Genomic DNA, 24,091 nt, shown 5'->3' with positions numbered 1-24,091 from the left:
CGGTGACATGGCCAGCGTAGCGTGCTCCGCAGTCGCCCACATCGTCCCTCGCCCTCCGATGCCCCGCGTCGACCACAGGAAGACCACGAAGCCGTGATCCAGACCCCGCCGCCCGCGCCCGACTCCGACGTCGCGCTCTCCGACCTCGTGGAACGGGCGCGGCGTCTCGTCGCCGACGGCCGCCGCCGCATCCTCGGGATCGCCGGCACCCCCGGCGCCGGGAAGTCGACGGTGAGCGCCGCCCTCCTCGACGCGCTCGGGCCGCAGGCGGTGGTCGTGGGCATGGACGGCTTCCACCTCGCGAACGCCGAGCTCGTGCGCCTCCATCGCCGCGACCGCAAGGGCGCCCCCGACACCTTCGACGTCGACGGCTACCTCGCCCTGCTGCGGCGGCTCCGGGCCCCGGCCGACGGCGTCGTGTACGCCCCCGCGTTCGACCGCGGGCTGGAGGAGCCGATCGCCTCCGCGATCCCGGTCCCCGCCGACGTGCCGCTGATCATCACCGAGGGCAACTACCTCCTGCACACCGGACACGGATGGGAGCGCGTGCGCGAGCTGCTCGACGAGAGCTGGTTCCTCGACATCGAGCCGGACACGCGCCGGCGGCGGCTGGTGGCACGACGTCGCAGCCACGGCCATCCCCTCGACGAGGCGACCGCGTGGGTGCGCGACGTGGACGAGGCGAACGCCGCCGTGGTCGAGGGGAGCCGCGCGCGCGCCGACCTCGTCGTGCGGCTCTCGTCACCCGCCGCCCCGGCCGCCCCGATCGCCCTCGCGGCCGGGACGCTGCAGCGGCTGCCCGCCGCCGTCGCCCGCCCCGCCTACGACCGGGCCCGCGTGCGACCCGGCATCGTGCACCTCGGCGTCGGCAACTTCCACCGCGCGCACGAGGCCATGTTCGTCGACCGGCTGCTGGCCGCGGGCGACGCGGACTGGGGCATCTCCGGCGTCGGCCTGCTGCCCCACGACGCCGCCATGCGCGACGCCCTCGCCGCGCAGGACGGGCTGTACACGCTCGTGACCGTGACGCCCGACGGCACGGAGTCGGCCCGCGTGATCGGTGCGCTCACGGAGTATCTCTTCGCACCCGACGACCCCGAGGCCGTCCAGGCGCGCCTGAGCGACCCCGCCACGCGCATCGTCTCGCTCACGATCACCGAGGGCGGCTACGGGATCGACGAGCGCACCGGCGCCTTCGTGCCGCAGGACGCCGCGACCCTCGCCGACCTCGACGACGCCGCGCACGGGCGCGGCACCCCGCCCCGGAGTGCTCTCGGACACCTCGCCGCCGCCCTCGCCCGTCGCCGCGCGGCCGGGATCGCGCCGTTCACCGTCCTGTCGTGCGACAACATCCCCGGCAACGGCGGCGTCGCCCGCACGGCTCTCAGCGGCTTCGCCGACCGGCTCGACCCGGAACTCGGGGCCTGGATCCGCACGCACGTGGCGTTCCCCCATTCGATGGTCGACCGCATCACCCCGGTGACCACCGACGAGACCCGCGCGCTCGTCCGGGAGCGCTTCGGCGTGGACGACCGGTGGCCGGTACGCTCCGAGGACTTCGTGCAGTGGGTGCTCGAGGACCGTTTCCCGCTCGGCCGCCCGGCGTTCGACACGGTCGGCGTGCAGCTCGTCGACGACGTCGAGCCGTACGAGCTCATGAAGCTCCGGCTGCTGAACGCCTCGCACCAGGCGATGAGCTACCTCGGCATCCTCGCCGGGGCGACCATGGTGCACGAGGTGTGCGCGGACCCGCTCTTCCGCACCTTCCTGCGCGGGTACATGCAGCAGGAGGCCGTTCCCACCCTGCGGCCCGTACCGGGCATCGACCTCGACGCGTACGGGGAGCAGCTGCTCGCCCGGTTCGGCAGCACGGCCGTGCGCGACACCCTCGCCCGGCAGGTCGTGGACGGCTCCGACCGCATCCCCACCTTCCTGCTCCCGGTCGTGCGGGAGCGGCTCGCCACGGGCGGCTCGATCGCGCACGCCGTGCTCGTGCTCGCGGCCTGGAGCGTCTTCCTCGAGGGTGTCGCGGAAGACGGGACGCCGACCCCGGTGTCCGACCGCCGGCTCGCCCTGCTGCGCGCGGCGGTGGCCGCCGAGGCCGCAGAACCCGGCGCGTTCCTGGACTGCACGGAGGTCTTCGGCGACCTGGGGCGCGACGCACGGCTGCGGGCGGAGTTCGTCGCCGCGCGCGCCTCGCTCCGCACCCTCGGGGCCCGCGCGAGCATCGCCGCCCTGGGCTGACCGCGGGTCGAGCGGCTCAGACCGGGGCGGCCCCGGTGCGGCACGACTCGCGCTCGACCAGGTCGACGTCGATCACAGCGACCGCCGGCCCTGCGGGCTCCGCACCGCCGAGCCGGTCGAAGATGCGCTCCGCGGCGAGCGTGCCCAGGCGATACGGGTCCTGGTCGATCACGGTGAGCGCCGGCGTCAGAACGTCGGCCATCGGGAAGTCGCCGAAGCCGACGATCGCGAGGGGCTCGTCGCGCAGCGCCGCGGCGAGCGCCATCGAGCACCGCGCGTTGGCCGAGAAGAGGGCGGTGGGCGGGTCGTCGAGGGCCCGCAGCTGCGCCACCGCCTGCCGCGCCGCCTCCCGATCCGAGACCCCGGACCGCACCAGCTCCTCGTCGGCCGCGATCCCCGCCTCCGCGAGCCCGCGTCGCCAGCCCTCCAGCCGGTTCGCCTCGGTGGACAGGTGCACGGCGTCGCCGACGTAGGCGATCCGCCGGTGCCCGTGGCCGATCAGGTGCTGCACCGCCGCCACGGCCCCGCGCTCGTCGGCCTCGACGAACGTGTCGGCGTCGAGGCCGACGGGCGCCCGGTCGACGAACACGATCGGCGTGTGCTCGCGCCACCGCTCCAACCAGGAGTGGTCGACCCCGACCGGGGCGATCACCAGTCCCGACAGCTGCCGGCCGAGCATCGACTCGATCGCCGGACGCTCCCCCTCCGGGTCGGACCCCAGACTCGTGACGAGCGTGGACAGTCCGCGCCCGCGCGCGACGTCTTCGATGGCGCGGGCGATCGAGGCGAAGAACGGGTCGACGATGTCGGGCACCGCGACCCCGATGACCGAGGTCCGCCCGGCGCGGAAGGTGGTGGCCAGCACGTTGGGGACGTAGTTGAGCTCGCGCATGGCCTGCTCGACCAGGGCCCTGGTGTGCGGCAGCACGTGCGGGTCGTCGTTGAACACGCGCGAGACCGTCTTGGTGCTCACGCCCGCGCGCGCGGCGACGTCACGCATGGTCGTCACAGGTACCTCCTCGCCCCCGGGGCGGGGCAGCCTCCGGCCACCCTACCGGCCGCGCCGCGCTCAGCCGCGCCCGTCGACGGCGGCGGCCAGCTCGCGCAGTCGCGGCAGCGCGCGGGTCGTCAGCAGTTCCTCGCGGCGGGCGGCGTCGTACGAGAGGCTGTCCTTCCACAGCGAGCGTCCGGCCATCGCTCCCGCCGCCCCGTTCGCGACCGCCGTGGTGACCTGACCGATGAAGGTCTCGTGGTCGACCCCGGCCGACAGCACCGCCCACGGCACCCCCTGGGCCGCCTCGGTCACCGCGGCGCTGGCCTCGGCGGATCCCGGGTACTGCAGCTTGAGGATCTTCGCACCGGCCGCGACGGCGAGCGCGGCCCCCTCGGCGACGAGCGCCGGGAAGGCGTCCGCGTACTCCTCCTCGGTCTCGTCGTCGAGGCGGTAGGTGAGCAGCTCGACGATCAGCAGGAGTCCCTCCGCCTCGCACTCGGCGATGAGCGCGCGCATCTCGTCGGCGACGCGGGAGTCGCGCCCCTGCCGGTCGGGCCGCGTGTAGTAGAGCATCTTGGCGACCCCGCCGCCGAGCTCGCGCACCGTGCGCGGGGTGACGCCGGGCACGAAGCGCGTGTAGCGCAGACCGTCGACGGTCTCGAAGCCGGACGCGTCGAGGCCCACCACGAGGGCGGTGTCGCGGTCGAGCACGCCGTCGTCGACGACGGCCGGCAGGGCGACCTCGGGGTCGAGCAAGATGGCCGGCGCGTGCACGGCCAGGTGGCGCACGAGGTCGGCCTTCACCGCCGACAGCTCTTCGCGGGTGATGGCGTCGGGGCCGCCCGGTGCGTCGGGGATGGCGGCCTTCATGCCGTTGCGCTGGTCGGCGGCGACGATGAGCATGCCGCCGTCGGGGGTGGAGAGGGACTGCAGGGCACGGCGTTCGAGCGTCGTGAGCGGGTTGGCGACGGTGCGGGTGAGCATGGGTTCCTCTTCTCGTGGGCAGAAACCGATGATCCGCGGAAAATCAACCATGACACCGGTGTCTTTCTCTTCTATGGTGGGGGTATGACCGAGACCTGTCAACCGTCGGACGCCCACGTGGTCGTCGTGGCCGGGGTCGCGGGAAGCGGCAAGACCACCCTCGGCCGCGCCCTCGCCGCCGAGCTCGGCGTCCCGCTCCTCGACCTCGACGCCGTCACGACCCCCCTCCTCGACGCGCTTCCGCCCGAGCTCTGGGACGGCCACTGGCTGCACGGGCCGCACGCCGCCGCCGTGCGCGAGGGTCGCTACGCCGCGCTGCGGGCCGTGGCCGCCGACGCCGTCGCCACCGCGGGCGGAGCCGTGCTCGTGGCGCCCTTCACGCGCGAGCTGCAGGGCGGAGCGGCGTGGGAGCTGCTCCGCGCCGCGGTGGCTCCGGCGACCCCGCACGTGCTCCACCTCACGGGCGACTCCGACCTGCTCGCCGCGCGACGCGCCGAACGGGCGACCCCGAGAGACCTCCACCGCGCCGACGAGACCCCGCCGCCCCCGGCGATCCCGGTGACCCGCATCGACGCCGACCTGTCGACCGCGCAGCAGCTCGCGCGCGTGCGCGTCGTCGTCGGGCCGCGTCCGTCGCTCGACCCCGACGCCGTGGTCTTCCGCCGGACGTTCGACGCGGTGCTGTTCGACCTCGACGGCACCCTCGTCGACTCCACCGCCTCGGTCATCCGGTCGTGGCGCCGCTTCGCCGCCCACTACGGCGTCTCCGCCGAGGCCCTGCACGAGAACCACGGGCAGCCCGCTCACGTGCTCGTGTCGCGGCTGCTCGCCCCCGCGCAGCACACCGAGGGCCTCGACCGCATCCTCGACCTGGAGCTCTCCGACGCGGTCGACCTGCCGAGCGTGCCGGGAGCGCGGGCCCTCTACGACGCGGTTCCCGCGCACCGGCGCGCCATCGTCACCTCGGGAGCCGCACCCCTGGCCGCCGCGCGACTGGCGGCCGCCGGGTTCGCGGCACCGGGGGTGTTCGTCACCGCCGACGACGTCACCCGCGGCAAGCCCGACCCCGAGCCGTTCCGCACCGCGGCGACCCGCCTGGGAGTGGACCCCGCGCGCTGCCTCGTGGTGGAGGACGCAGCCGCGGGGATCGCGGCCGCCCGGACCGCCGGCTGCACGGTGCTCGCGGTCACCGGCACGGTCGACGCCGAGACGCTGCCCGCCGACCTGGTCGTGGACGGCCTCGACCGCGTCGCGCTCACCGCCGACGCTGACGGCCTGCACCTGCGCCCGCTCGGCTGACGGGCGCCCGGGGCGGGGTCAGACCGCCGGTTCGGTCAACCGCGTCGCCGGGTCGGGCTCGTCCGTGACGACCGCGCGCGGCGCCGCCTCCACCGCGTCGAGCAGCGTGGTCGGACGACTCACGGCGAGCGCCCCCCAGGAGGCCGCGGTCGACGCCGCCGTCGTCAGCGCCGCCCGTCCCCCGGACGCGCCGCCGAGACCGTGCAGGAAGCCGGCGAGAGAGGCATCGCCCGCGCCGGCCGTGTTCACGACGGCCGGAGCGACCGCCCGCGCGTGGATCACCGCCGCGTCCGTCACGACCAGCACGCCGTCGGCACCCATGCTCGTGTACACCGTGGCGACACCGCGGGCGACCAGCTCGCGCGCGGCCGCCGTCACCTCGCCGACCGTGCGCAGCGGACGCCCCACGAGCTCGGCGAGCTCGTGCGTGTTCGGCTTCAGCAGCGCCACCTCCGCCGGGTCGGACGCCAGCTCCGCGAGCGCGGCGCCGCTGGTGTCCACGGCCACGCGCACCCCGGTGCCGCGCACCGCGCGCACGACGTCGGCGATCCGGGCCTCGGCGCCGGTCACCTCCGGGAGCGTGCCCGACACCACCAGCCACGAGGCGGCGAGCGCGCGGCACGCCCCCACCACGGCGGACCGCGTCTCCTCCCAGGCCGCCGGTGTGAGCGGCGGCGTCGGCGCGTTGACCTTCGTGGTGGCACCGCCCGCATCGATGATCGACGTGTTGACCCGGGTGGCCCCCGGCACGGTCACGATCCGCAGCACGTCGGCCAGCGGCGACTGCGCCGCGAACGCCACGTCGTCCGCCCCGAGCACCACCACGGCCGCGGTGGTGACGCCGGCCGCCCGCAGCGCAGCCGACACGTTCACGCCCTTGCCGCTGACCTCCCGCTCCCAGCCGGACGCGCGCACGAAGGCTCCACGCTCGAGCGGGACGGGCAGCCGGTACGTGGCGTCGATCGCCCCGGCCGCGGTCAGCGTCACGACGGGTCCTGCTGTCCCCTCCGGCAGCGCACGCGCCTCGGTCACGGCTGGTCCCCCTCGTTCAGATCGGCTGCCCGGTCGGCAGCAGCACCAGGTCGCGCACGACCACGTGCGGCGGCCTCGTCAGCATGAACAGCATCGCATCCGCCACGTCCGACGACCGGATGCCCGTGCCATCGGCGATGCGCTCCGCCTCCTCGGGCGAGCCGTGCGCGAAGCCCCACAGCGGGTTGAGCACGACCCCGGGCGCGATCGCCCCGATGCGCACCCCGCTGTCGGCGTACTGACGACGCACCGTGTGCACGAACGACTGCACGGCGTGCTTGCTGGCGGAGTACACCGGCTCCCACTCGATGTCCTGGTGCCCCGACACCGAGCTCGTGACGAGGATGTCGCCGCTGCCCTGCGCCAGCAGCGGGGGAAGCGCCGCGCGCACCAGCGCCATCACACCGGTGACGTTGGTGGCCACCACCGCCGCGATCTGAGCGACCGTCGCATCGGCGAGATCGCCGCCGAGATAGATCCCCGCGTTGGGCAGCACGATGTCGAGGCGGCCGTGGCGGCGCAGGGTCTCGGCCACGACGTCCTCGGCGCTCTGCGGCTCCGACACATCGGCGGCGATCGTCGTGACCCGCTCCGGATGCTCCGCGGCGAGCGCCGCGAGCCGCTGCTCGTCGCGCGCCACAGCGACCACGTGGCAGCCGGCTGCCGCGAGCGCCTGCGCGGTCGCCAGCCCGATGCCCGAGCTCGCCCCGGTCAGCAGCGCCACCCGGTCCTTCACCGACACACCGCTCATCGTTCCCCTCCTTCTGCGAGCAGCGCCCGCCGGTAGATCTCATCGGGCCGGGTGTCGATGCGCCGCACCTCGTCGGCCGGCATGAACCGCACCCCGCCCAGCGTCTCGGCACCGATGATCGCCCGCGCGCACTTCTGCGCCATCGCGGTCATCCCGATGACCTGGTCGGCCGTCGCGCCGGTGGCGAACATCCCATGGTTCTGCAGGTACACGGTGACGGGCGGTGAGCCGTGGGCGTCGATGTGCGCCGCGAGCCGCGCCCGCACCTCCCGCGCGAGGGCGAGACCCGGATCGATGTAGGGCACCAGCAGCGGGGTCGCTCCGAGCACCACGATCTGGTCGGGGAAGAGCGCACCCTCCACCAGCAGCTCGGGTCGCTGCGAGCACAGCACGGCGTTCACCGCGGTGGGATGCGCGTGGGCGATCACCCGCGCCGGCGTCTGGTCGTAGAGCACCACGTGCAGCAGCGCCTCGACCGAGGGCCGTCGTCCCTCCGCCTCCGCGACCCGGTCGAAGTAGCGGTCGACATCGGCGCCCGTCGCGCGCTCGTCGTCGATGAGCTCGCGCGCCTCGGCGAGCACCAGCGGCACGAAGTCCTCCGGGCGGGCGGCCCCGAGCACGGCGCCCGAGGCCTTGACCAGCATCGTGTCGCCCTCGCGCATCGAGGTGTTGCCCTCGCCGAGGACGGCCGCGTCGAGGGCGGGGTCGCCGAGGCGGCGGCTGAGGGCGGCGAGCAGCTCACGCGAGGTCATGCAGGGGCTCCGATCGGGTGGGGGCGGGGTGGTGGACGCGCGGCGGGCCGTCGCCGTCGTCGACCGGCAGGGCCCGGGCGGTCGCGGCGTCGGGCAGGTCGCCGGCGGCGAGCGCGACCTGCAGCAGCACACCGCGGACGGAGGCCTCGACGGGTCCGGCGATGACGGGAAGCCCGCTGCGGGCGGCGGTGCGGGCGCACAGCAGGGCGTTGCGCGCGCCGCCGCCGACGATGCGGATGCGCTCCAGGGTGCGTCCGCTCCGGCGGGCGGCGAGCGCGACGGTGTCGGCGTAGGCGACGGCGAGGCTGTCCACGATGGCGCGGACGAGGTCGGCCCTGGTGGACGGCGGCTCGGCCCCGCCCTCGACGCACGCCCGCACCAGCCGCGCGACCAGGTCGTCCGGGGCCTGCAGCGCGGGGTCGGCGGGATCGAAGAGACCGGGGTACGACGACCGGGCCGCCGCGTCGAGCAGCGCGGTGAGCATGTCGAGCGACGGCTCGGCCTCGCCGTCGGCGGCGGCCCACTCGCGCAGCGTCTGCTGCAGCAGCCACATGCCGCTGAGGTTCTTCACCAGCAGGGTGTCGCCCCCGGCGCCGATCTCCTGCGTGAAGCCGTCGCGGCGGGCGCGGTCGTCGCGCAGCAGCGCGGGCAGGGCCACCCCGGCCACCCCCCAGCTCCCGCTGGAGACGACACCGGTCCCCTCGTCGTCGGCGGCGGTCACGGCCATGAATGCGGCGGCGGTGTCGTGCGCCGTCACCGCGAAGACGGGCACGGGGTGCGCGGCGCCGATCGCCGCGGTGACCCGGGCGGTGGTGGGCCCGGCCGACGATCCCGTCGGCACCACGGGAGGGAGCCGGGCGGGAAGACCCGCGGCGAGCGCGGCCGACCAGTCCCCGGTCGCCCGGTCGAGCAGCGCGGTGGTCGAGGCGAGCGAGGGCTCGGCCCCCACCCGCCCGGTGAGCAGGTGCACGACGATGTCGGCGGTCAGCAGGATCGTGTCGTCGGGGTCGCCGATGCCCGCGGACTGGTCCTGCCGCAGCTGATGGGCCGTGTTGATGGCCTGGTCGAGCACCCCGGTGACGGCGTAGTCGGCGGCGAGGTCGCGGCCGGCGGAGGTGCGGGCGGCGAGGTCCGGGTCGGCAGCGCGGTGGTGCCGCACGAACGGACGCAGGGTGCCGTCGACGGTGAGCCGGGCGTAGTCCACGCCCCACGCGTCCACGCCGATGCCGCGCAGCTCCGCTCCCTCCTGCGCGGCGATCGCGACGCCCGCGCGGAGTCCGGCGAGCACGCCGTCGAAGAGCGCAGGCACGTCCCACCCGAGCCCCTCGGCGCGCGGCACCGGGGTGTTGGGGAACCGGGCGGCCTCCCGGACCTCCATCCGGGGCCCGTCCGGCGCGTCGGGGCGCAGCAGGCCGACCATGACGCGCAGGCTCGACGAGCCCAGGTCGACGGCGAGGTAGGCGGCCGTCATGTCAGATCGCGGTGTAGCCGCCGTCGATCACCAGCGTCTGCCCGGTGAGGTACGACGAGGCCGACGAGGCGAGCAGCAGGAGCAGGCCGTCGAGGTCGGCGGGCACGCCCATGCGGCCGGCCGGGATCATCGACACCCAGTCGGCGGCCAGCTCGGGGTTGGCCTCGGTGAACTGGCGGGTCATATCGGAGAGGATGTAGCCGGGCGCGATGGCGTTGACCCGGATCGCGGGCGCCCACTCCACGGCGAGCGACTTCGCCAGCTGGTCGACGGCGGCCTTCGACGCGTTGTACGACGCCTGATGCTGGGGCACGTTGACCACCCGGCCCGACATCGACGAGATGAGGATCGCGGACCCCTCGCGGCCCTCCGCCCGCAGCGGTCGGGCGAAGGCCTGCGTGCAGTAGAACGTGCCGCTGAGGTTCACGTCGACGACCTTCGCCCACGTGCCGGGATCGACCTCGGTCGAGTCGCCCCAGATGGTGATGCCGGCCGCGGTCACCAGCAGGTCGGCGACGCCGAGCTCCTCGCGCACGGCCGCGAAGGCGCGCTCGACCGAGTCGGCATCGGTGACGTCGACCAGGGCGGCGGCGGTGCGGGCTCCGGTCTCGGATGCCAGCCGCGCGGCGGACTCCTCGACCTCGGGCAGCAGGTCCAGCAGCGCCACGCGCACACCGGCGCGGGCGAGGGCGGTGGCGAGCGAGTAGCCGATGCCGCGGGCGCCTCCGGTGACGACGGCGACCTTTCCGGCGAGATCAGGGAAGCTCATGGGGTCCTCTCGGGGGTGACTCCGGCGACCGGGGGATCCCCGGTCGCCGGAGGGGGTGTCAGCAGGTCGACTTGTAGACGGCGTCGGCGCCGTCGGTGTCGATGTTCTCCTTGGTGATGACCGTGAACCCGGTCTGGATCTTCTCCTCGGTGGCGTCTCCCTCGAGGGCGGCGAGCGCCTGGGCGACGCCGTCCTTGCCGATGGTGGCCGGCTCCTGGGCGACGAGCGCCTGGACGACGTCGTTGCGGAGCGCCTCGACCTGCGCGGGTCCGGCGTCGAAGCCGACCACGGTCACCTCGCCCTGCTTGCCGGCCTGCTGGATGCCGGTCGCGGTGCCCTCGGCGGCGAACAGGTTGGCGGCGAAGATGCCGACGATGTCCGGGTTGGCCTGCAGCGCGGCGGTCACGATGCGGGCGGCCTCCGCGGGCTCGTTGTGCGAGTACTCGATGCCCAGCGACTCGAACTTCGAGTCCTCGGCGACGGCCTTCTCGAAGCCCTCACCGCGCGCGTCCGACGTGGAGATGCCGGGGTCGATCGAGACCACGAGCACCTTGCCGCCCTCGGGGTGCGCCTTCTGGATGGCCTCGAACGCCGCGGCGCCACCGCCCTCGTTGTCCGACGCGATCTGGGAGACCGCCATCGACGGGTCCTCCAGGGTGGTGTCGACGAGGACGACCTTGATGCCGGCGTCGGCCGCGGCCTGGATGGGCGCCTGCATCGCGGTCACGTCGGTCGGGGCGATGAGCAGCGCGTCGGGCTTGGAGGCGACGAGCGCATCGACGATCGGCTTCTGCAGCGTCGGGTCGAACTTCTCCGGGCCCTGCACCTGCACCGTCGCTCCGGCCTCCTTGGCCGCTTCTTCGATGCCGCACTGCATGGAGATGTAGAACTCGTCTCCGGCCACGCCCTGCACGAACGCGATGTTGTAGCCGTCGTCGCCGCCGCCGGATCCGCCGTCGCCGCCCGCGTCTCCGCCCCCGCCTGCGCAACCGGCGAGGATGAGCGTCGCGGACGCGCCGAGTGCGGCGATGCTGATCGCTTTCCTGTTCCACTTCATTGTGATCACCGTTCTTCTCTTGACTGTGTGTGGATGGTGGTGGGCCGGGCGTCAGGTACGCCGGCCCCCGCTGACGAACTTGCGCCAGAGGCTCTGGGAGTTGCCGCGCATGGCGGCCGAGCGGCGGACCTGGTCGACGTAGACGGCGGTGATGAGCACCGCGCCGACGGCGACCTGCTGCCAGAACGGCGGCACGCCGGTGATGACGAAGCCGTTCTGCAGCACCGCGGGGATGAACAGGCCCACGACGGTGCCGACGATGGTGCCGACGCCGCCGAAGAGGCTCGTGCCGCCGATGACGACCGCGGCGATCACGTTGAGGTTGGTCTGCGACTGCCCGGCGATCGCGGTGGTGGAGAACTGCGACAGCGAGAGGATGCCCGCGACGCCGGCGAGACCGCCGGAGAGGGTGTAGATCGCGATGAGGTGGCGGTCCACCTTCACGCCCACCCGTCGCGCGGCGAGCTCGCTCGATCCGACCGCGTAGGTGTGCAGGCCGAAACGGGTGAAGTGCAGCACCACTCCGCCGATCACGATGATCACGAGGGCGATGACCGAGATGGTGGGGATCGTGCCGAGCACGTTGCCGTAGCCGATGGTGGTGGTCAGCACGGCGGGCACCTCACGGATGTCGACGCCGCCGGTGAGGATCTGCGCGAGGCCGAGCGACATGCCCAGCGTGCCGAGCGTGACGATCAGCGGCGGGATCTTCGCCTTGGCGATGAGGAACCCGTTGAGCAGTCCCCACCCGATGCCGCAGGCGATCGCGACGAGGATGCCGACCACGGCCGTGCCCCAGCCCGCCCCGCCGATGGCGCGCATGACCATGGCCGAGACGACGCCGGAGAACACCAGCACCGAGCCGATCGACAGGTCGATGCCGGCCGTGATGATCACGTAGGTCATGCCGACCGCGAGCACGGCGAGGATCGAGGCGTTCTGGATGATCAGCCGGAAGTTCGACCACTGCGCGAACGTGTCGGGTGCCAGCAGGCTGAACACGACGACGATCGCGATCAGCACGAGCAGGATCTGGAAGGCCTGGGCGCGGAGCAGGTTGCGGAAGTAGCCGTTCTTCGGCTCCTCGAGGGTGCCGATCGCCACGGTCTCCGTGGGGGGCTTCGTCGTGCTCATCGGTTCGGCTCCTTGTCAGCGGCGGAGGTCTCGGCGACGTCGCCTTCGGGGGCGACGTCGGCCACGGGCGGGGCGGCGTCGCGGGTCACGGCGCCGGTCATGAGGCCGACGAGCTCCTCCATGGAGGTGTCGGCGGCGGGGATGTTGGCGACGCGCGTGCCCAGGCGCAGCACCTGGATGCGGTCGGAGACCTCCATGACGTGCGGCATGGAGTGCGAGATGAACACCACGGCGATGCCCTTGTCGCGCACCCGGCGGATCGTCTCGAGCACGTTCTGCGTCTGTCGCACGCCCAGCGCCGCGGTGGGCTCGTCGAGGAACACCACGCGCGAGGCCCAGTGCACGGCGCGGGCGATGGCGATGGCCTGCCGCTGGCCGCCCGACATCTCCCCCACCGGCGAGGTGAGCGAGCGCACGGTGGCGCCCAGCTCGTCGAAGGCGGCCCGCGACTGCGCGCGCATCTCCTTGGTCTTCATGAAGCCGAGGGCGCCGGCGACGCCGGTCTGGCGCAGCTCGCGGCCGAGGTACATGTTCTGCACCGGGTCGAGGTGGGGCGCGAGTGCGAGGTCCTGGTAGACGGTCTCGACACCGAGCGCGCTCACCGCGGACGGCGTGGACATGTCGGCCTCTTCGCCGTCGAACAGGATCGTGCCGGAGTCGACGGCGAGGTTGCCCGAGAGCGCCTTGACGAGCGTCGACTTACCGGCGCCGTTGTCGCCGATGAGGGCCGTCACCTCCCCCGGATACACCTCGAAGTCGACGTCGTTCAGCGCGCGCACGTGGCCGAACTGGCGCGAGAGTCCGCGCGCCTGGAGAACCGGAACCGTAGAACTGAGCGACATGGGTCAGCTCCTTCCCTTGCTGTTGTCGTGATCGGAGTGGCCGGAGCGGAACGCCGCGGCCACGCTCTCGAAGTCGGTGCGGGTGCTCGCGGCGAACGCGGCGAACAGCGCGGCGCCGTAGGCGGTGGCCTCGTCGTGCGTGGCGACCGTGACATCGGGCAGCACGAGTCGGCGCGCGCGGACGACGCTCGCCATGCTCGACCACCCCCCGGTCAGCACGGTCGAGGTGGGCGGCGCGACCTCGCGGTCCATGACCTCCATGAGCTCGGCGCACATGTCGTTGCCGTGCAGCAGCGTCGCGGTGAACAGTTCCGCCGGGTCGAGGCCGTCGCCGTTCGCGACGATCTTCAGCTCGCCGTCGTCGTTGCGGGCACCGCTGACCGCGAGGGCCCCGTCGGCGAGCGTGCCGGTGACGGGCAGCGCCATCACGGCTTCATCGATCCGCGCCCGGCCCGCGGCGTCGGCGATGCCCAGCAGCTGCAGCACGCGCCGCATGAGCAGACCGGACTTCGTGCCGGCGAGCAGCACGTATTTGCCCGGCAGCACATGACGCACGGTGTTGATGCCGGCGAGGGCGAGCCGTTCGCGCGCGTCGAACGGCAGCGGGCCGTCGAGCACCCGCACCAGCGCCTCGGCCGTGCCCATCGAGTCGTACAGCTGTCCGCTGTGGACGGCGCCCACCGCGACGGCGGAGACGAGGTGGTCGTGGCCGGCGACGGTGAGCACGGCGCCGCGGAAGCCGTCGGGCATGGCGTCGTCCGAGAGGATGCCCACGGCGCTGCCCGCGCCGACGCGCTCCGCGAGCAGGTCGTCGCCCACGCCGAGCACCTCGAAGGCGGCGTCCCACGGGGTGCTGTCGTCCTGGTCGAGCAGCCCGGTGCGCGACGCCAGGGAGTACTCGGCGACGCGGGGGCCGCCGAGGGCGTGCACCACCAGCTCCGGCACGGTGAGGAAGGTGCGTCCGCGCAGGTCCACCCCGGACTCGCGCAGGTGCAGGATCTTGGCGATGGAGGCCAGCGGGCCCACCGGCAGTCCGGTCCGTCCGAGGAACTCCGCGCGGAAGGCGTCGGGGGTGGCGAGGATCTCGGCCGCACCGCGCGGGTCGAACCAGGCCATGACGGGCGCCGCGGGCTCACCGGCGGGGTCCAGCAGCACGCCGGCCTCGGCCATGCCCGACACCCCGAGCGCGAGCACGCGGTAGGGGCCGTGCACGCGCAGCAGGACGTCGGCCTCGTGGGCGAGCTCGCGGACGGTGTCGACGGCGACCGCGGCGGGCATCTCGGCGCGGCCGTGCTCACGGCTCGTCCACGGCGACCGGCGGCTCGCGACGAGCACCTGGCGTCCGTCGGTGTCGGCGACGAGGAGCTTGATGCTGGTCGATCCCATGTCGACCCCGACGACGTAGCCGTTCATCGGATCCCGGTCCCGGTGAGCGTGGTCGGCCATCCCGCGCCCGGCTCGGCGACGAGCACGCGCGCGTCACCCGCGAGATGCCAGGCGCCGAAGGCGTGCGGCACGGCGAAGGCCTGGCCGTGCGAGACGGCGATCCGGCCGGACGCACCGACCAGCTCGCCCTCCCCCTCCTGCACCAGCACGACGCCGAAGCCGGCAGGGCGCTCGGTCGAGACGTCCCCGGAGACGGCCGCGTCCCCGAGGCGGAAGAAGGGGTCGGCGGCGGCGGGCAGGAGCGAGCGGAAGCGCGGGCCGGCGGGCGTCGTGCCCGCGTCGCTGATCAGTGCGGCGAGCTGCTCGGGGGCGAGGCGGTCGGCCGAGACGGCGGGCATCACGGCGTCGAAGCCGAGGTCCAGGTGCGACTCCTCGCGGGTCGAGGTGGTGACCGACCACTCCAGCAGGATGGAGAAGTCGGTGGGCTCCTGCACCTCGGCGACGAAGATGCCGCCGTCGATGGCGTGCGCGGTGCCGGCGGGCACGAGGATGCCCATGCCCTCGCGCACGACGACGCGGTTCATGTGCGCGAGCATCCACTCGCTGTCCTGGGCGTCGCGGCGGCGGTCCAGCTCGGCCCGGTCGAGGTCGGTGTTCCAGCCGAGGTGCACGGCGCTGTCGGCCTCGGTGTCGAGCACGAACCACGCCTCCGTCTTGCCGTACGGGCAGTCCAGGTGGCTCGTGGCGAACGCCCGGTCGGGGTGCACGTGCACGGGGAGGCGCTGGCGGGCGTCGAGCAGCTTGACCAGCAGTCCCACGTCGCCCGCGTCGGCTCCGCTCCCCGGGCCGGTCCAGGCCGCGGGGTCGGCGGTCACGAGGTCGCGCAGCAGGGCGCCGTCGGCGGTGACGGCGAGACCGGTGTCCGGCGTGCCGAACCGCGACACCGTCGCGCCCAGCCACTCCTCGGGCTGGTGGTCGGTCTCCGGCTCGATCCCGCGCAGCGCCGCGATGCGGTCGCCGCCGCGGTAGAAGTGCTGGACGGGGTTGGGCGGCAGCAGGACCGGGTTCATCGCAGGTCTCCGATCGGGCGGGCCGATGCGTCGCGCTCGGGGGCCATCTCGCCCGAGCCGCGGGCGATGAGGCGGGTGGGGACGACGATGTGCTCCGGCTCGGCTTGGGGGTCGGCGCCGAGCTGCATCAGCCGCCGGAACGTCGCCTCGCCGATCAGCCGGGGGTCCTGGTCGACGCAGGTGATGCCGGGGGTGAACACGTCGGCGAACTGGAAGTCGCCGAACGAGATCAGCGCGGGCATCGGCACGCGGTCGGCACTGAGCACGTGGATGGTCGCGATGGCGGCGGGGCTGGTGGCGCAGAAGAGAGCCGTCGGCGCGTCGGGGCGGGCGAGCAGCTCGCTGATCGACCGCTCTTCGCGGTGGCGGCCCTGCGCGATGATCAGGCTCTCGTCCACCTCGACCCCGGCCTCGGCGTGGGCGTCGCGGTAGGCGCTCAGGCGCTCGAACACGGTGGGGTACGGGATCTCCTCGCCGATGAAGCCGATCCGGCGGTGCCCGCGGGAGAGGAAGCCGCGGACGGCTTCGAGCGTGGCGCCGTAGTCGTCGACGACGATCGAGTCGATGCCTTCGCGCGAACGGTCGACGCAGATCACCGGGAACCGCTGCCGCAGCGCCGCCAGCTCGGCGGACTCGATCGCGAAGGGCGAGATGATGAGCCCGCGCAGGCGGTCGCCGGTGAGACGTTCGAGCTGTTCGCGCTCCTGTGCGGCGTCGTGCACGGTGCTGGCGAAGAGCACGTTGAGGCCCTCGGCGACGGCGAGCTCCTCGACGGCGCTGACGAACGCGGCGAAGAACGGGTCGGAGATGGCGTCGATGAGGATGCCGATGGTGTCGGTGTCGCCGCGCTTGAGCGACCGGGCGCGACGGTCGGGCACGAAGCCGAGCTCGAGCACCGCGGCGGCGACGCGTTCGCGGGTCTCGGGAAGCACGCCGCTCTCGCCGTTGACGACGCGCGAGACGGTCTTGATGCTCACGCCGGCGAGCTGCGCCACGTCGGTGATGCGCGCCCGGCGGCGCCCGTCACGCTGGGTGCCCACCGTCGCGCTCGACTCGTCGCGCTCGTGCTCCATTGCCACCTCGACATCGTTGTCATCGTTGAATCCGCGGCCATCGCGAGTTCGATGGGAACATCATGCGACCGGGTCGACAACGTTGTCAAGCGCCGATTCGATCGCAGCCCACCGCTGCGAGCGGTCACCCGCCGGGCGCCACCTCGACGTCGACGCCCAGTTCGAGCACCCCGCCGGGCGCCAGCGGGCGCAGCAGTCCGCGAGCCCGCGCATCGGCCCGGCCGAGGATCGTCGGCACGGTCGCCGGCTCGATCCCCAGGACGACGTGGCCGCGCTCCTCGGCGACGCGCCACTGGAACAGCGCCGGCAGGCGTGCGGTGTCGACGGCGATGCGGACCGCCGCCCCGCGCGGGCTCTCGACGACGATGTCGACCCGCTCCCGAAGCGGCAGCTCGTGGCGGAACACCTGCTCGGGATACGACACCGCCGGGGCCGGGAACCGGTCCCACGAGCCGAGGCCCGCCCGCGCTTGCGCGTCCCGGGGCTCGACAGCGGTCGCCGGCGAGTGCAGCACGGTCCCCTCGTCGACCAGCGGCCAGCCGAGGTTGAGGTGGTAGAGCACCATGGGCTCCACGGCGGCCGCCCCGCGGTTGACCACGTGGTCCTGCACCCGGACCAGGCGCGACCCGATCGGCGTGCTGATGCGGCGCCGGAGTTCGAGGTGCACCCCGAAGACCTCGACCTCGCGGACCGTGCCCTCGACCACGACCTCGCGGTCGGTCACCTCGGTGCGCGTGACCGCGGCGCGCAGCGACGAGTATCGGCCGTGCAGCGGATGCGCCTCACCCTCGTCGACGGACGGCGCTCCGAAGCTGCGCAGTCCGCAGGTCGTCAGCAGCCCGCCCCCGAACGACCGGAGCCAGCCGTCGTCGTCCGGCCCGGGGACGATCGGGGGGAATCCGGTCGCCGAGGTCCACGCGAAGGGCATGCCCGCGACCCGCAGCTGCCCCAGGTCGAGGCCGCGATCGGGCAGGATCTCGAGGTCGAGGTCGCCGTTGACGACCCGGATCCGACGGCTCCCCGCGTCCGGTCCGTCGGTCCGCAGCGACGACTCCACCGTCACGGCCTGCCCGCGGTGTCCGAGCCGTCGCCAGGCCTCGTCGATCGGCGTCCCGTACAGCTCCGCCACCATCGCCCGCCCTTCTCCCGCGCCGTCCTGGCGCGCGTGCGGCCACCGTAGCAGGCGCCCGCGCAGCCCGGATCGTCGCGATTGACAACGTTGTCTCGCCTCTGCATACTGATCGTGCGCATCGCCGCGCCACCCTCACGCAGAGAGCACCATCGATGACGAAGCCTCGCCTCCACCGCCTGTTCCACGCCCGCTCCGGTCGCGCCCTCGACGTGGCCGTCGACCACGGGGCCTTCCACGAGCACTCGTTCCTCACCGGCATCGAGGACATGGCCGCGACCGTCCGCACCCTCGTCGACGCGGGCCCGGATGCGATCCAGCTGACGCTCGGCCAGGCCCCGCTGCTGCAGTCCGTCCCCGGCAAGCAGAAGCCCGGCCTCGTGCTGCGCACCGACATCGCCAACGTCTACAACGACCCGCTGGAGTCGCCGCTGCACTCGATCCACGTGCCCGACGCGATCGAGGTGGCGGTGCGGCTCGACGCGGTCGCCGTGTGCGTGAACCTGCTCGACCTCCCCGGCCACCCCGAGGTGCGCGAGCAGTGCATCCGGTCGATCCTCGCGCTGCGCACCGACGCCGAGCGTTACGGCATGCCCCTGATGATCGAGCCGCTGGTGATGCAGACCCGGGCGGGCGCGGGGGGTTATGCGGTGGACGGCGACACCGCCAAGATCGTCACGCTCGTGCGGCAGGCCAGGGAGCTCGGGGCCGACCTCATCAAGGCCGATCCCACCGACGAGATTTCCGACTACCACCGCGTCATCCAGGCCGCCGGCGACACCCCGGTCCTGGTGCGCGGCGGCGGACGCGTCGACGATCGCACGCTCCTCGAGCGCACGGTCGCCGTCCTCGCGCAGGGTGCCCGCGGCATCGTGTACGGCCGCAACGTCATCCAGCACGACGACCCCCGGGGCATCACCGCAGCCCTGATGGCCGTGGTGCACGACGACGCCTCGGTCGACGACGCGCTCCGCCTGATCGGAGCGACGCGATGAGCGGGCGCCGCGTGAACGTCGGCATCATCGGCGGGGGTCTGATGGGCCGAGAGATCGCGGCGGCCCTGCGCCGCTGGCCCGCGCTCGTCGACCACCCCGCCGACCCGCAGCTCGTGGCGGTGTGCGACATCAACCCCGCGGCCCTGGAGTGGTTCGCCGGGATCGACACCGTGCGCCTCACCACCACCGACCACCATGAGCTGCTGGCAGACCCCGACATCGACGTGGTCTACATCGCCGTCCGCCACGACCTGCATGAGCAGCTCTACGTCGACACGATCCGGGCGGGCAAGGCCCTGCTGGCCGAGAAGCCCTTCGGCATCGACGGGGCCGCCGCCGACGCGATCCTCCGGGCGATCGACGAGACCCCCGGGTCGTTCGTACGGGTGTCGAGTGAGATGCCGTACTTCCCCGGCGCCCAGTGGGCGGTCGACTACGTGCGCTCCGGGGCGCTCGGTCGCATCGTCGAGGCGCGCTGCGCGTTCCTGCACGCCAGCGACCTCGATACGGCGAAGCCGCTGAACTGGAAGCGCCAGCAGCGGTTCTGCGGCGAGGCCGGGGTGCTCAACGACCTCGGCATGCACACCTGGCACGTGCCGCTGCGCCTGGGCTGGATGCCCGAGACCGTCAGCGGCGTGCTGCAGGACATCGTCACCGAACGGCCGGGACCCGACGGCACCCCGCAGCCGTGCGACACCTGGGACAACGCCGTCCTGCACTCGTGGGCGACGCACGAGGGGGCGCGGTTCCCGCTCACGACCGAGACCAAGCGGATCGCCCCCGGCGAGAAGAACACCTGGGAGTTCGAGGCGATCGGCATGGAGGGCGCCGTGCGCTTCAGCACCAAGAACCCCAAGGAGGTGCAGGTGTTCGCGCTGATCGACGTGCCGGGGGTCGGGCGCGAGCAGAGCTGGCAGCGCATCGACGCCGGCAGCCAGTCGGTGTGGCCCACGGTGACCGGGCCGAACTTCGAGTCGGGCTTCTCGGATGCGATCCTGCAGATGTGGGCGGCGTTCCTCGCCGAGCATCAGGGGCTCCTCGGCGACGGCTTCGGCACCGTGCGACCGGAGGAGGCGGCCGCGACGCATCGGATCTTCGCGGCGGCCATCGCCTCGCATCAGTCGGGCGCGGCCGTCGCGCCGCGCGGGTGAACGGCGCGCACGCTCCTATCGTGGAGAGGTGGTGAGCGGAGGGCGCACGATGCGCGGCAGCGGCAGGCCGACGATGAACGACGTGGCCGCCGCGGCGGGGGTCAGTCTGAAGACCGTCTCGCGCGTCATCAACGCGGAGCCCAACGTCGACCCCGCCCTGGCCGACCGCGTGCGCGAGGCCATCGACCGCCTCGGATACCACCGCAACGCCCTCGCGGCGAGCCTGCGCTCCGGCACCAACGACACCATCGGGTTCCTCGCCGCCGACCTCTCCAACTCCTTCTCGATGGGGATCGCCGCGGCCGTGTCGGCCGTCGCGTCACAGCGGGGTCTGCACGTCCTGATGGCCTCCAGCGAGGAGGATCCCGCCGTCGAGCGCCGCCTCGCCCTCGACCTCTGCCAGCGCCGGGTGGGCGGGCTGATCCTGGTCCCCGCCGCGACCGATCACGGCTACCTGGCGCCCGAGGTCGCCCACGGCACGCCGGTCGTGTTCCTCGACCGCCCGGGCGACGGCATCCCCGCCGACACCGTGCTGCTCGACAACCGCGGCGGTGCACGCGCGGCGGTCGCCGAACTGCTGGGCGGGCATGAGCGGATCGGGCTCTTGCTCGACGCGACGGAGATCTACACGATGCGCGAGCGGCTCGCCGGGGCCGAGGAGGCGTTCGCCGCCGCGGGCCGCGCGCTCGATCCGTCGCTCCTCATCACGGGCATCCACACCCCGCAGGACGCCGCGGCTGCCACGGCGCGCCTCCTCGACGGCCCCCGCCCGCCGACGGCCCTGTTCTGCGGCAACAACCGCGCGACGGTCGGAGCCCTCGAAGAGCTCACGCGGCGTGACGCCGACGTCGCGGTGACCGGCTTCGACGACTTCGAGCTGTCGTGGATGCTGCCGCGGCCGCTGCGCGTGGTGGCTTACGACGTCGCCGCACTGGGCGCCCTGGCCGCCACCACCCTGCTCGACCGCATCGCGGGGGACGCCGCCGCGCCACCCGCCCTCCACCTCGTGCCGACCACGCTCGTCGATCGCGGCGGTCGGCAGCGCACGCCCACCGGCTAGATTCCCGGTATGGCTCTTTCCGGAAACCTCGACGCTCAGCGCCGCCGCGACGAGCTGGTCGCGATGGCCGAAGGCCCCGAGGGCGTCTCGATCGACGGGGCAGCGGAGCTGTTCGCGGTGTCGTCGATGACGATCCGGCGCGACCTCCTCGAACTCGAGGCCGAGGGGCGGGTGCGACGGGTGCGCGGCGGGGCGACAGCGGCTCCCCGCGCCCGGCCCTTCGACGCCCGGCGCAGCATGCGGGCGAGCGCCAAGAGGGTGATCGCCGAGAAGGCGCTGCACCTGGTGCCGGCCGCCGGGACGGTGGCCCTCGACGCGTCGACGACGATCAGCACGCTCGCCGCGGCGCTCGGAACGCGCGACGCACTCGCCGTGTACACCAACGCCGTTGAGACCTTCCAGCTGCTGCAGCCGCGGGAGGGGGTGACCGCGGTGCTGTCGGGCGGCACCGCCGAGCCGACCACGGGCAGCCTGATCGGACCCCTCGCCCTCCGCAGCCTGCAGGCGGTGTACTTCGACGTGTTCTTCGCCTCGGCCGATGCCCTCGACGAGATCGACGGCTCTTCCGAGGTGTCGGTGGAGGAGGCCGAGGTCAAGCGGGCGCTGGCCGCGCAGGCGAGCACCACGGTGCTGTGCGTCGATGCGACCAAGCTGGGTCGTCGGTCGGTTGCCCGCGCCCTCGAGCCCGCGCAGGTGGACGTGCTGATCACCGATCTCGATCCGGCGGATGAGCGCCTCGACCCCTTCCGGGGGATCGCCGAGGTGCGCTGACCCTTGGCGCTGGCGTCAGATCGTGTTATCTTTCACAGGACTTAACAGCGCTGCGGCGCTCCCCCGATGGTGCAGGAGATCGTCATGACCAACCCGACCGCCGCCGAGCTGATCGCGCGGAGCAACCGTCTGGGCGCAGACCCGAAGAACACCAACTACGCCGGGGGCAACACCTCGGCCAAGGGCACCGAGATCGATCCCGTCACCGGGCAGCCCGTCGAACTGCTGTGGGTCAAGGGCTCGGGCGGCGACCTGGGCACCCTCACCGAGAGCGGCCTCGCCGTGCTGCGCCTCGACCGGATGCGGGCGCTCGTCGACGTGTATCCCGGAATCGACCGCGAAGACGAGATGGTCGCCGCGTTCGATTACTGCCTGCACGGCAAGGGCGGGGCAGCCCCCTCGATCGACACGGCCATGCACGGACTCGTCGACGCGGCACACGTCGACCACCTGCACCCCGACTCGGGCATCGCGATCGCGACCGCCGCCGACGGCGAGGCCCTGACGACCGCGATCTTCGGCGACCGCGTGGTGTGGGTGCCGTGGCGGCGCCCTGGTTTCCAGCTCGGACTCGACATCGCCGCCATCAAGGCGGAGAACCCCGCCGCGATCGGCTGCATCCTCGGCGGGCACGGCATCACGGCGTGGGGCGACACCTCCGACGAGGCCGAGGCGAACTCCCTCTGGATCATCGACACCGCGGCGGCGTACCTCGCCGACCACGGCCGCGCCGAGCCGTTCGGTCCCGTCCGCCCGGGGTTCGAGGCGCTCCCCGAGGCCGACCGTCGCCGTCGGGCCGCGGCCCTCGCCGGCACCATCCGCGGCATCGCCTCGACCGACAAGCCGATGGTGGGGCACTTCACGGACGACGCCGTCGTGCTCGACTTCCTCGCAGCCGAGAAGGCGCCCGCCCTCGCGGCCCTGGGCACCAGCTGCCCCGATCACTTCCTGCGCACCAAGGTGAAGCCGCTGATCCTCGACCTGCCCCCCACGGCGACCGTCGACGAGCAGATCGCGCGTCTGCACGAGCTGCACACGCAGTACCGCGCCGACTACCGGGCCTACTACGACGCGCACGCCACCCCCGACTCCCCCGCCATCCGCGGCGCCGACCCGCTCATCGTGCTCGTGCCCGGCGTGGGCATGTTCTCCTACGGCGCGAACAAGCAGACCGCGCGCGTCGCCGGCGAGTTCTATGTCAACGCGATCAACGTCATGCGCGGCGCCGAGGCCGTGTCGAGCTACGCCCCGATCTCCGACGCCGAGAAGTTCCGCATCGAGTACTGGGCGCTGGAGGAGGCCAAGCTCCAGCGGCTGCCGAAGCCGAAGACCCACCAGGGTCGCATCGCGTTCGTCACCGGCGCCGCCTCCGGCATCGGCAAGGCGATCGCGACCCGATTGGCCGCCGAGGGCGCCTGCGTGGTCGTGGCCGATCTCGATCTCGAGAAGGCGCAGGCCGCGGCCGCCGAGCTCGGGAACACCGACGTCGCGATCGGCGTCGCCGCGAACGTGGCGGATGCCGAGGCCGTGCAAGCCGCGCTCGACGAGGCCCTGCTCGCGTTCGGCGGCGTCGACCTGGTCGTCAACAACGCGGGGCTCTCCCTGTCGAAGCCGCTGCTGGAGACGACCGAGAAGGACTGGGACCTGCAGCACGACGTCATGGCCAAGGGCTCGTTCCTGGTGTCGAAGGCCGCGGCCCGTGTGCTGATCGATCAGAAGCTCGGCGGCGACATCATCTACATCTCGTCGAAGAACTCCGTGTTCGCGGGCCCGAACAACATCGCCTATTCCGCGACCAAGGCCGACCAGGCCCACCAGGTGCGGCTGCTCGCGGTCGAGCTCGGCGAGCACGGCGTGCGGGTCAACGGCATCAACCCCGACGGCGTCGTGCGCGGCTCCGGCATCTTCGCGTCGGGCTGGGGCGCCAACCGTGCCGCCACGTACGGTGTCAAGGAAGAGGACCTCGGCCAGTTCTACGCCAACCGCACGATCCTCAAGCGCGAGGTCGTGCCGGAGAACGTCGCCGATGCCGTCTACGTGCTCACCGGACCAGAGCTGAGCCGCACCACCGGCCTGCACATCCCCGTCGACTCCGGCGTCGCCGCCGCGTTCCTGCGATGAGGGTCA

Annotated in this window: 21 protein-coding genes; 7 read left to right on the top strand and 14 right to left on the bottom strand. The window is 73.3% G+C overall.

The window, feature by feature from the left end; all coding sequences use genetic code 11:
• Nucleotides 1-93: 93 nt before the first annotated feature.
• Nucleotides 94-2,244, top strand: coding sequence for a nucleoside/nucleotide kinase family protein (locus ACFWCH_RS08645; protein ID WP_378803362.1), 2,151 nt, complete (start codon nucleotides 94-96; stop codon nucleotides 2,242-2,244).
• Between the two features lie 16 nt (nucleotides 2,245-2,260).
• Here the strand turns inward: ACFWCH_RS08645 and ACFWCH_RS08640 are convergent, their stop codons facing one another.
• Together ACFWCH_RS08640 and ACFWCH_RS08635 are read right to left on the bottom strand one after the other, a co-directional pair.
• Nucleotides 2,261-3,244, bottom strand: a complete 984-nt coding sequence (locus ACFWCH_RS08640; protein WP_241115410.1) for a substrate-binding domain-containing protein — start codon at nucleotides 3,242-3,244, stop codon at nucleotides 2,261-2,263.
• A 69-nt stretch (nucleotides 3,245-3,313) separates the two neighbouring features.
• Entirely contained in the window at nucleotides 3,314-4,222 is a 909-nt protein-coding gene (locus ACFWCH_RS08635) for a tagatose-bisphosphate aldolase (protein ID WP_136028602.1), read from the bottom strand.
• Nucleotides 4,223-4,306: 84 nt separating this feature from the next.
• On the opposite strand from ACFWCH_RS08635, the gene ACFWCH_RS08630 reads away from it, so the two are divergent.
• Nucleotides 4,307-5,521: an HAD-IA family hydrolase gene (locus ACFWCH_RS08630; RefSeq protein WP_378803361.1), complete on the top strand. Its 1,215-nt coding sequence runs from the start codon at nucleotides 4,307-4,309 to the stop codon at nucleotides 5,519-5,521.
• Between the two features lie 18 nt (nucleotides 5,522-5,539).
• Here ACFWCH_RS08630 and ACFWCH_RS08625 read toward each other — a convergent pair whose 3' ends face one another.
• From ACFWCH_RS08625 to ACFWCH_RS08570, 12 genes are all read right to left on the bottom strand, one after another.
• The gene (locus tag ACFWCH_RS08625) at nucleotides 5,540-6,553 is read right to left on the bottom strand and encodes a 1-phosphofructokinase family hexose kinase (RefSeq protein WP_378803360.1); all 1,014 of its coding nucleotides are present in this window, start codon (nucleotides 6,551-6,553) and stop codon (nucleotides 5,540-5,542) included.
• Nucleotides 6,554-6,569: 16 nt separating this feature from the next.
• Complete coding sequence (locus tag ACFWCH_RS08620; protein ID WP_378803359.1) at nucleotides 6,570-7,304, bottom strand: SDR family oxidoreductase; 735 nt, start codon at nucleotides 7,302-7,304, stop codon at nucleotides 6,570-6,572.
• The gene (locus tag ACFWCH_RS08615) at nucleotides 7,301-8,056 is read right to left on the bottom strand and encodes a class II aldolase/adducin family protein (RefSeq protein ID WP_136036973.1); all 756 of its coding nucleotides are present in this window, start codon (nucleotides 8,054-8,056) and stop codon (nucleotides 7,301-7,303) included. The genes ACFWCH_RS08620 and ACFWCH_RS08615 overlap by 4 nt, the downstream gene beginning before the upstream one ends.
• A complete protein-coding gene (locus tag ACFWCH_RS08610) occupies nucleotides 8,043-9,527 on the bottom strand; it encodes a rhamnulokinase family protein (protein ID WP_378803358.1) in 1,485 nt (494 codons plus the stop codon). The genes ACFWCH_RS08615 and ACFWCH_RS08610 overlap by 14 nt, the downstream gene beginning before the upstream one ends.
• 1 nt (nucleotide 9,528) lies before the next feature.
• Nucleotides 9,529-10,296, bottom strand: coding sequence for an SDR family oxidoreductase (locus ACFWCH_RS08605; protein ID WP_136028608.1), 768 nt, complete (start codon nucleotides 10,294-10,296; stop codon nucleotides 9,529-9,531).
• 58 nt (nucleotides 10,297-10,354) lie between these two features.
• Nucleotides 10,355-11,353, bottom strand: a complete 999-nt coding sequence (locus tag ACFWCH_RS08600; protein WP_136028622.1) for an ABC transporter substrate-binding protein — start codon at nucleotides 11,351-11,353, stop codon at nucleotides 10,355-10,357.
• Between the two features lie 51 nt (nucleotides 11,354-11,404).
• On the bottom strand, nucleotides 11,405-12,487 hold the full coding sequence (locus ACFWCH_RS08595; RefSeq protein ID WP_136028609.1) for an ABC transporter permease: 1,083 nt from the start codon (nucleotides 12,485-12,487) through the stop codon (nucleotides 11,405-11,407).
• The gene (locus tag ACFWCH_RS08590; protein ID WP_136028610.1) at nucleotides 12,484-13,329 is read right to left on the bottom strand and encodes an ATP-binding cassette domain-containing protein; all 846 of its coding nucleotides are present in this window, start codon (nucleotides 13,327-13,329) and stop codon (nucleotides 12,484-12,486) included. The genes ACFWCH_RS08595 and ACFWCH_RS08590 overlap by 4 nt, the downstream gene beginning before the upstream one ends.
• A 3-nt stretch (nucleotides 13,330-13,332) precedes the next feature.
• Complete coding sequence (locus ACFWCH_RS08585) at nucleotides 13,333-14,742, bottom strand: L-fuculokinase (protein WP_378803357.1); 1,410 nt, start codon at nucleotides 14,740-14,742, stop codon at nucleotides 13,333-13,335.
• Entirely contained in the window at nucleotides 14,739-15,785 is a 1,047-nt protein-coding gene (locus ACFWCH_RS08580) for a class I mannose-6-phosphate isomerase (RefSeq protein WP_378803356.1), read from the bottom strand. The genes ACFWCH_RS08585 and ACFWCH_RS08580 overlap by 4 nt, the downstream gene beginning before the upstream one ends.
• Complete coding sequence (locus tag ACFWCH_RS08575) at nucleotides 15,782-16,858, bottom strand: LacI family DNA-binding transcriptional regulator (RefSeq protein ID WP_206251804.1); 1,077 nt, start codon at nucleotides 16,856-16,858, stop codon at nucleotides 15,782-15,784. Before ACFWCH_RS08575 ends, ACFWCH_RS08580 begins: the two co-directional genes overlap by 4 nt.
• Nucleotides 16,859-16,982: 124 nt before the next feature.
• A complete protein-coding gene (locus tag ACFWCH_RS08570; protein ID WP_378803355.1) occupies nucleotides 16,983-17,990 on the bottom strand; it encodes an aldose 1-epimerase family protein in 1,008 nt (335 codons plus the stop codon).
• Nucleotides 17,991-18,142: 152 nt separating this feature from the next.
• Here ACFWCH_RS08570 and ACFWCH_RS08565 point away from each other — a divergent pair, with 152 nt between their 5' ends.
• The 5 genes from ACFWCH_RS08565 (at nucleotide 18,143) to ACFWCH_RS08545 (ending at nucleotide 24,085) form a co-directional block, all read left to right on the top strand.
• Nucleotides 18,143-18,982 carry a class I fructose-bisphosphate aldolase gene (locus ACFWCH_RS08565; protein ID WP_136028615.1) on the top strand — a complete coding sequence of 280 codons (840 nt, stop codon included), beginning with the start codon at nucleotides 18,143-18,145 and terminating at the stop codon, nucleotides 18,980-18,982.
• The gene (locus ACFWCH_RS08560; RefSeq protein WP_136046221.1) at nucleotides 18,979-20,133 is read left to right on the top strand and encodes a Gfo/Idh/MocA family protein; all 1,155 of its coding nucleotides are present in this window, start codon (nucleotides 18,979-18,981) and stop codon (nucleotides 20,131-20,133) included. The genes ACFWCH_RS08565 and ACFWCH_RS08560 overlap by 4 nt, the downstream gene beginning before the upstream one ends.
• Nucleotides 20,134-20,164: 31 nt before the next feature.
• The gene (locus tag ACFWCH_RS08555) at nucleotides 20,165-21,193 is read left to right on the top strand and encodes a LacI family DNA-binding transcriptional regulator (RefSeq protein WP_378803354.1); all 1,029 of its coding nucleotides are present in this window, start codon (nucleotides 20,165-20,167) and stop codon (nucleotides 21,191-21,193) included.
• A gap of 9 nt (nucleotides 21,194-21,202) precedes the next feature.
• Entirely contained in the window at nucleotides 21,203-21,964 is a 762-nt protein-coding gene (locus ACFWCH_RS08550; RefSeq protein ID WP_378803353.1) for a DeoR/GlpR family DNA-binding transcription regulator, read from the top strand.
• An 84-nt stretch (nucleotides 21,965-22,048) separates the two neighbouring features.
• The gene (locus tag ACFWCH_RS08545) at nucleotides 22,049-24,085 is read left to right on the top strand and encodes a bifunctional aldolase/short-chain dehydrogenase (RefSeq protein ID WP_136028618.1); all 2,037 of its coding nucleotides are present in this window, start codon (nucleotides 22,049-22,051) and stop codon (nucleotides 24,083-24,085) included.
• The last annotated feature ends 6 nt before the right edge of the window (nucleotides 24,086-24,091 follow it).

The organism is Microbacterium sp. NPDC060132 (assembly GCF_042729675.1).
Classification (GTDB): domain Bacteria; phylum Actinomycetota; class Actinomycetes; order Actinomycetales; family Microbacteriaceae; genus Microbacterium; species Microbacterium sufflavum.
The sequence above is the reverse complement of the archived record's forward strand: the minus strand, read 5'-3'. Positions and strand labels throughout refer to the sequence as shown.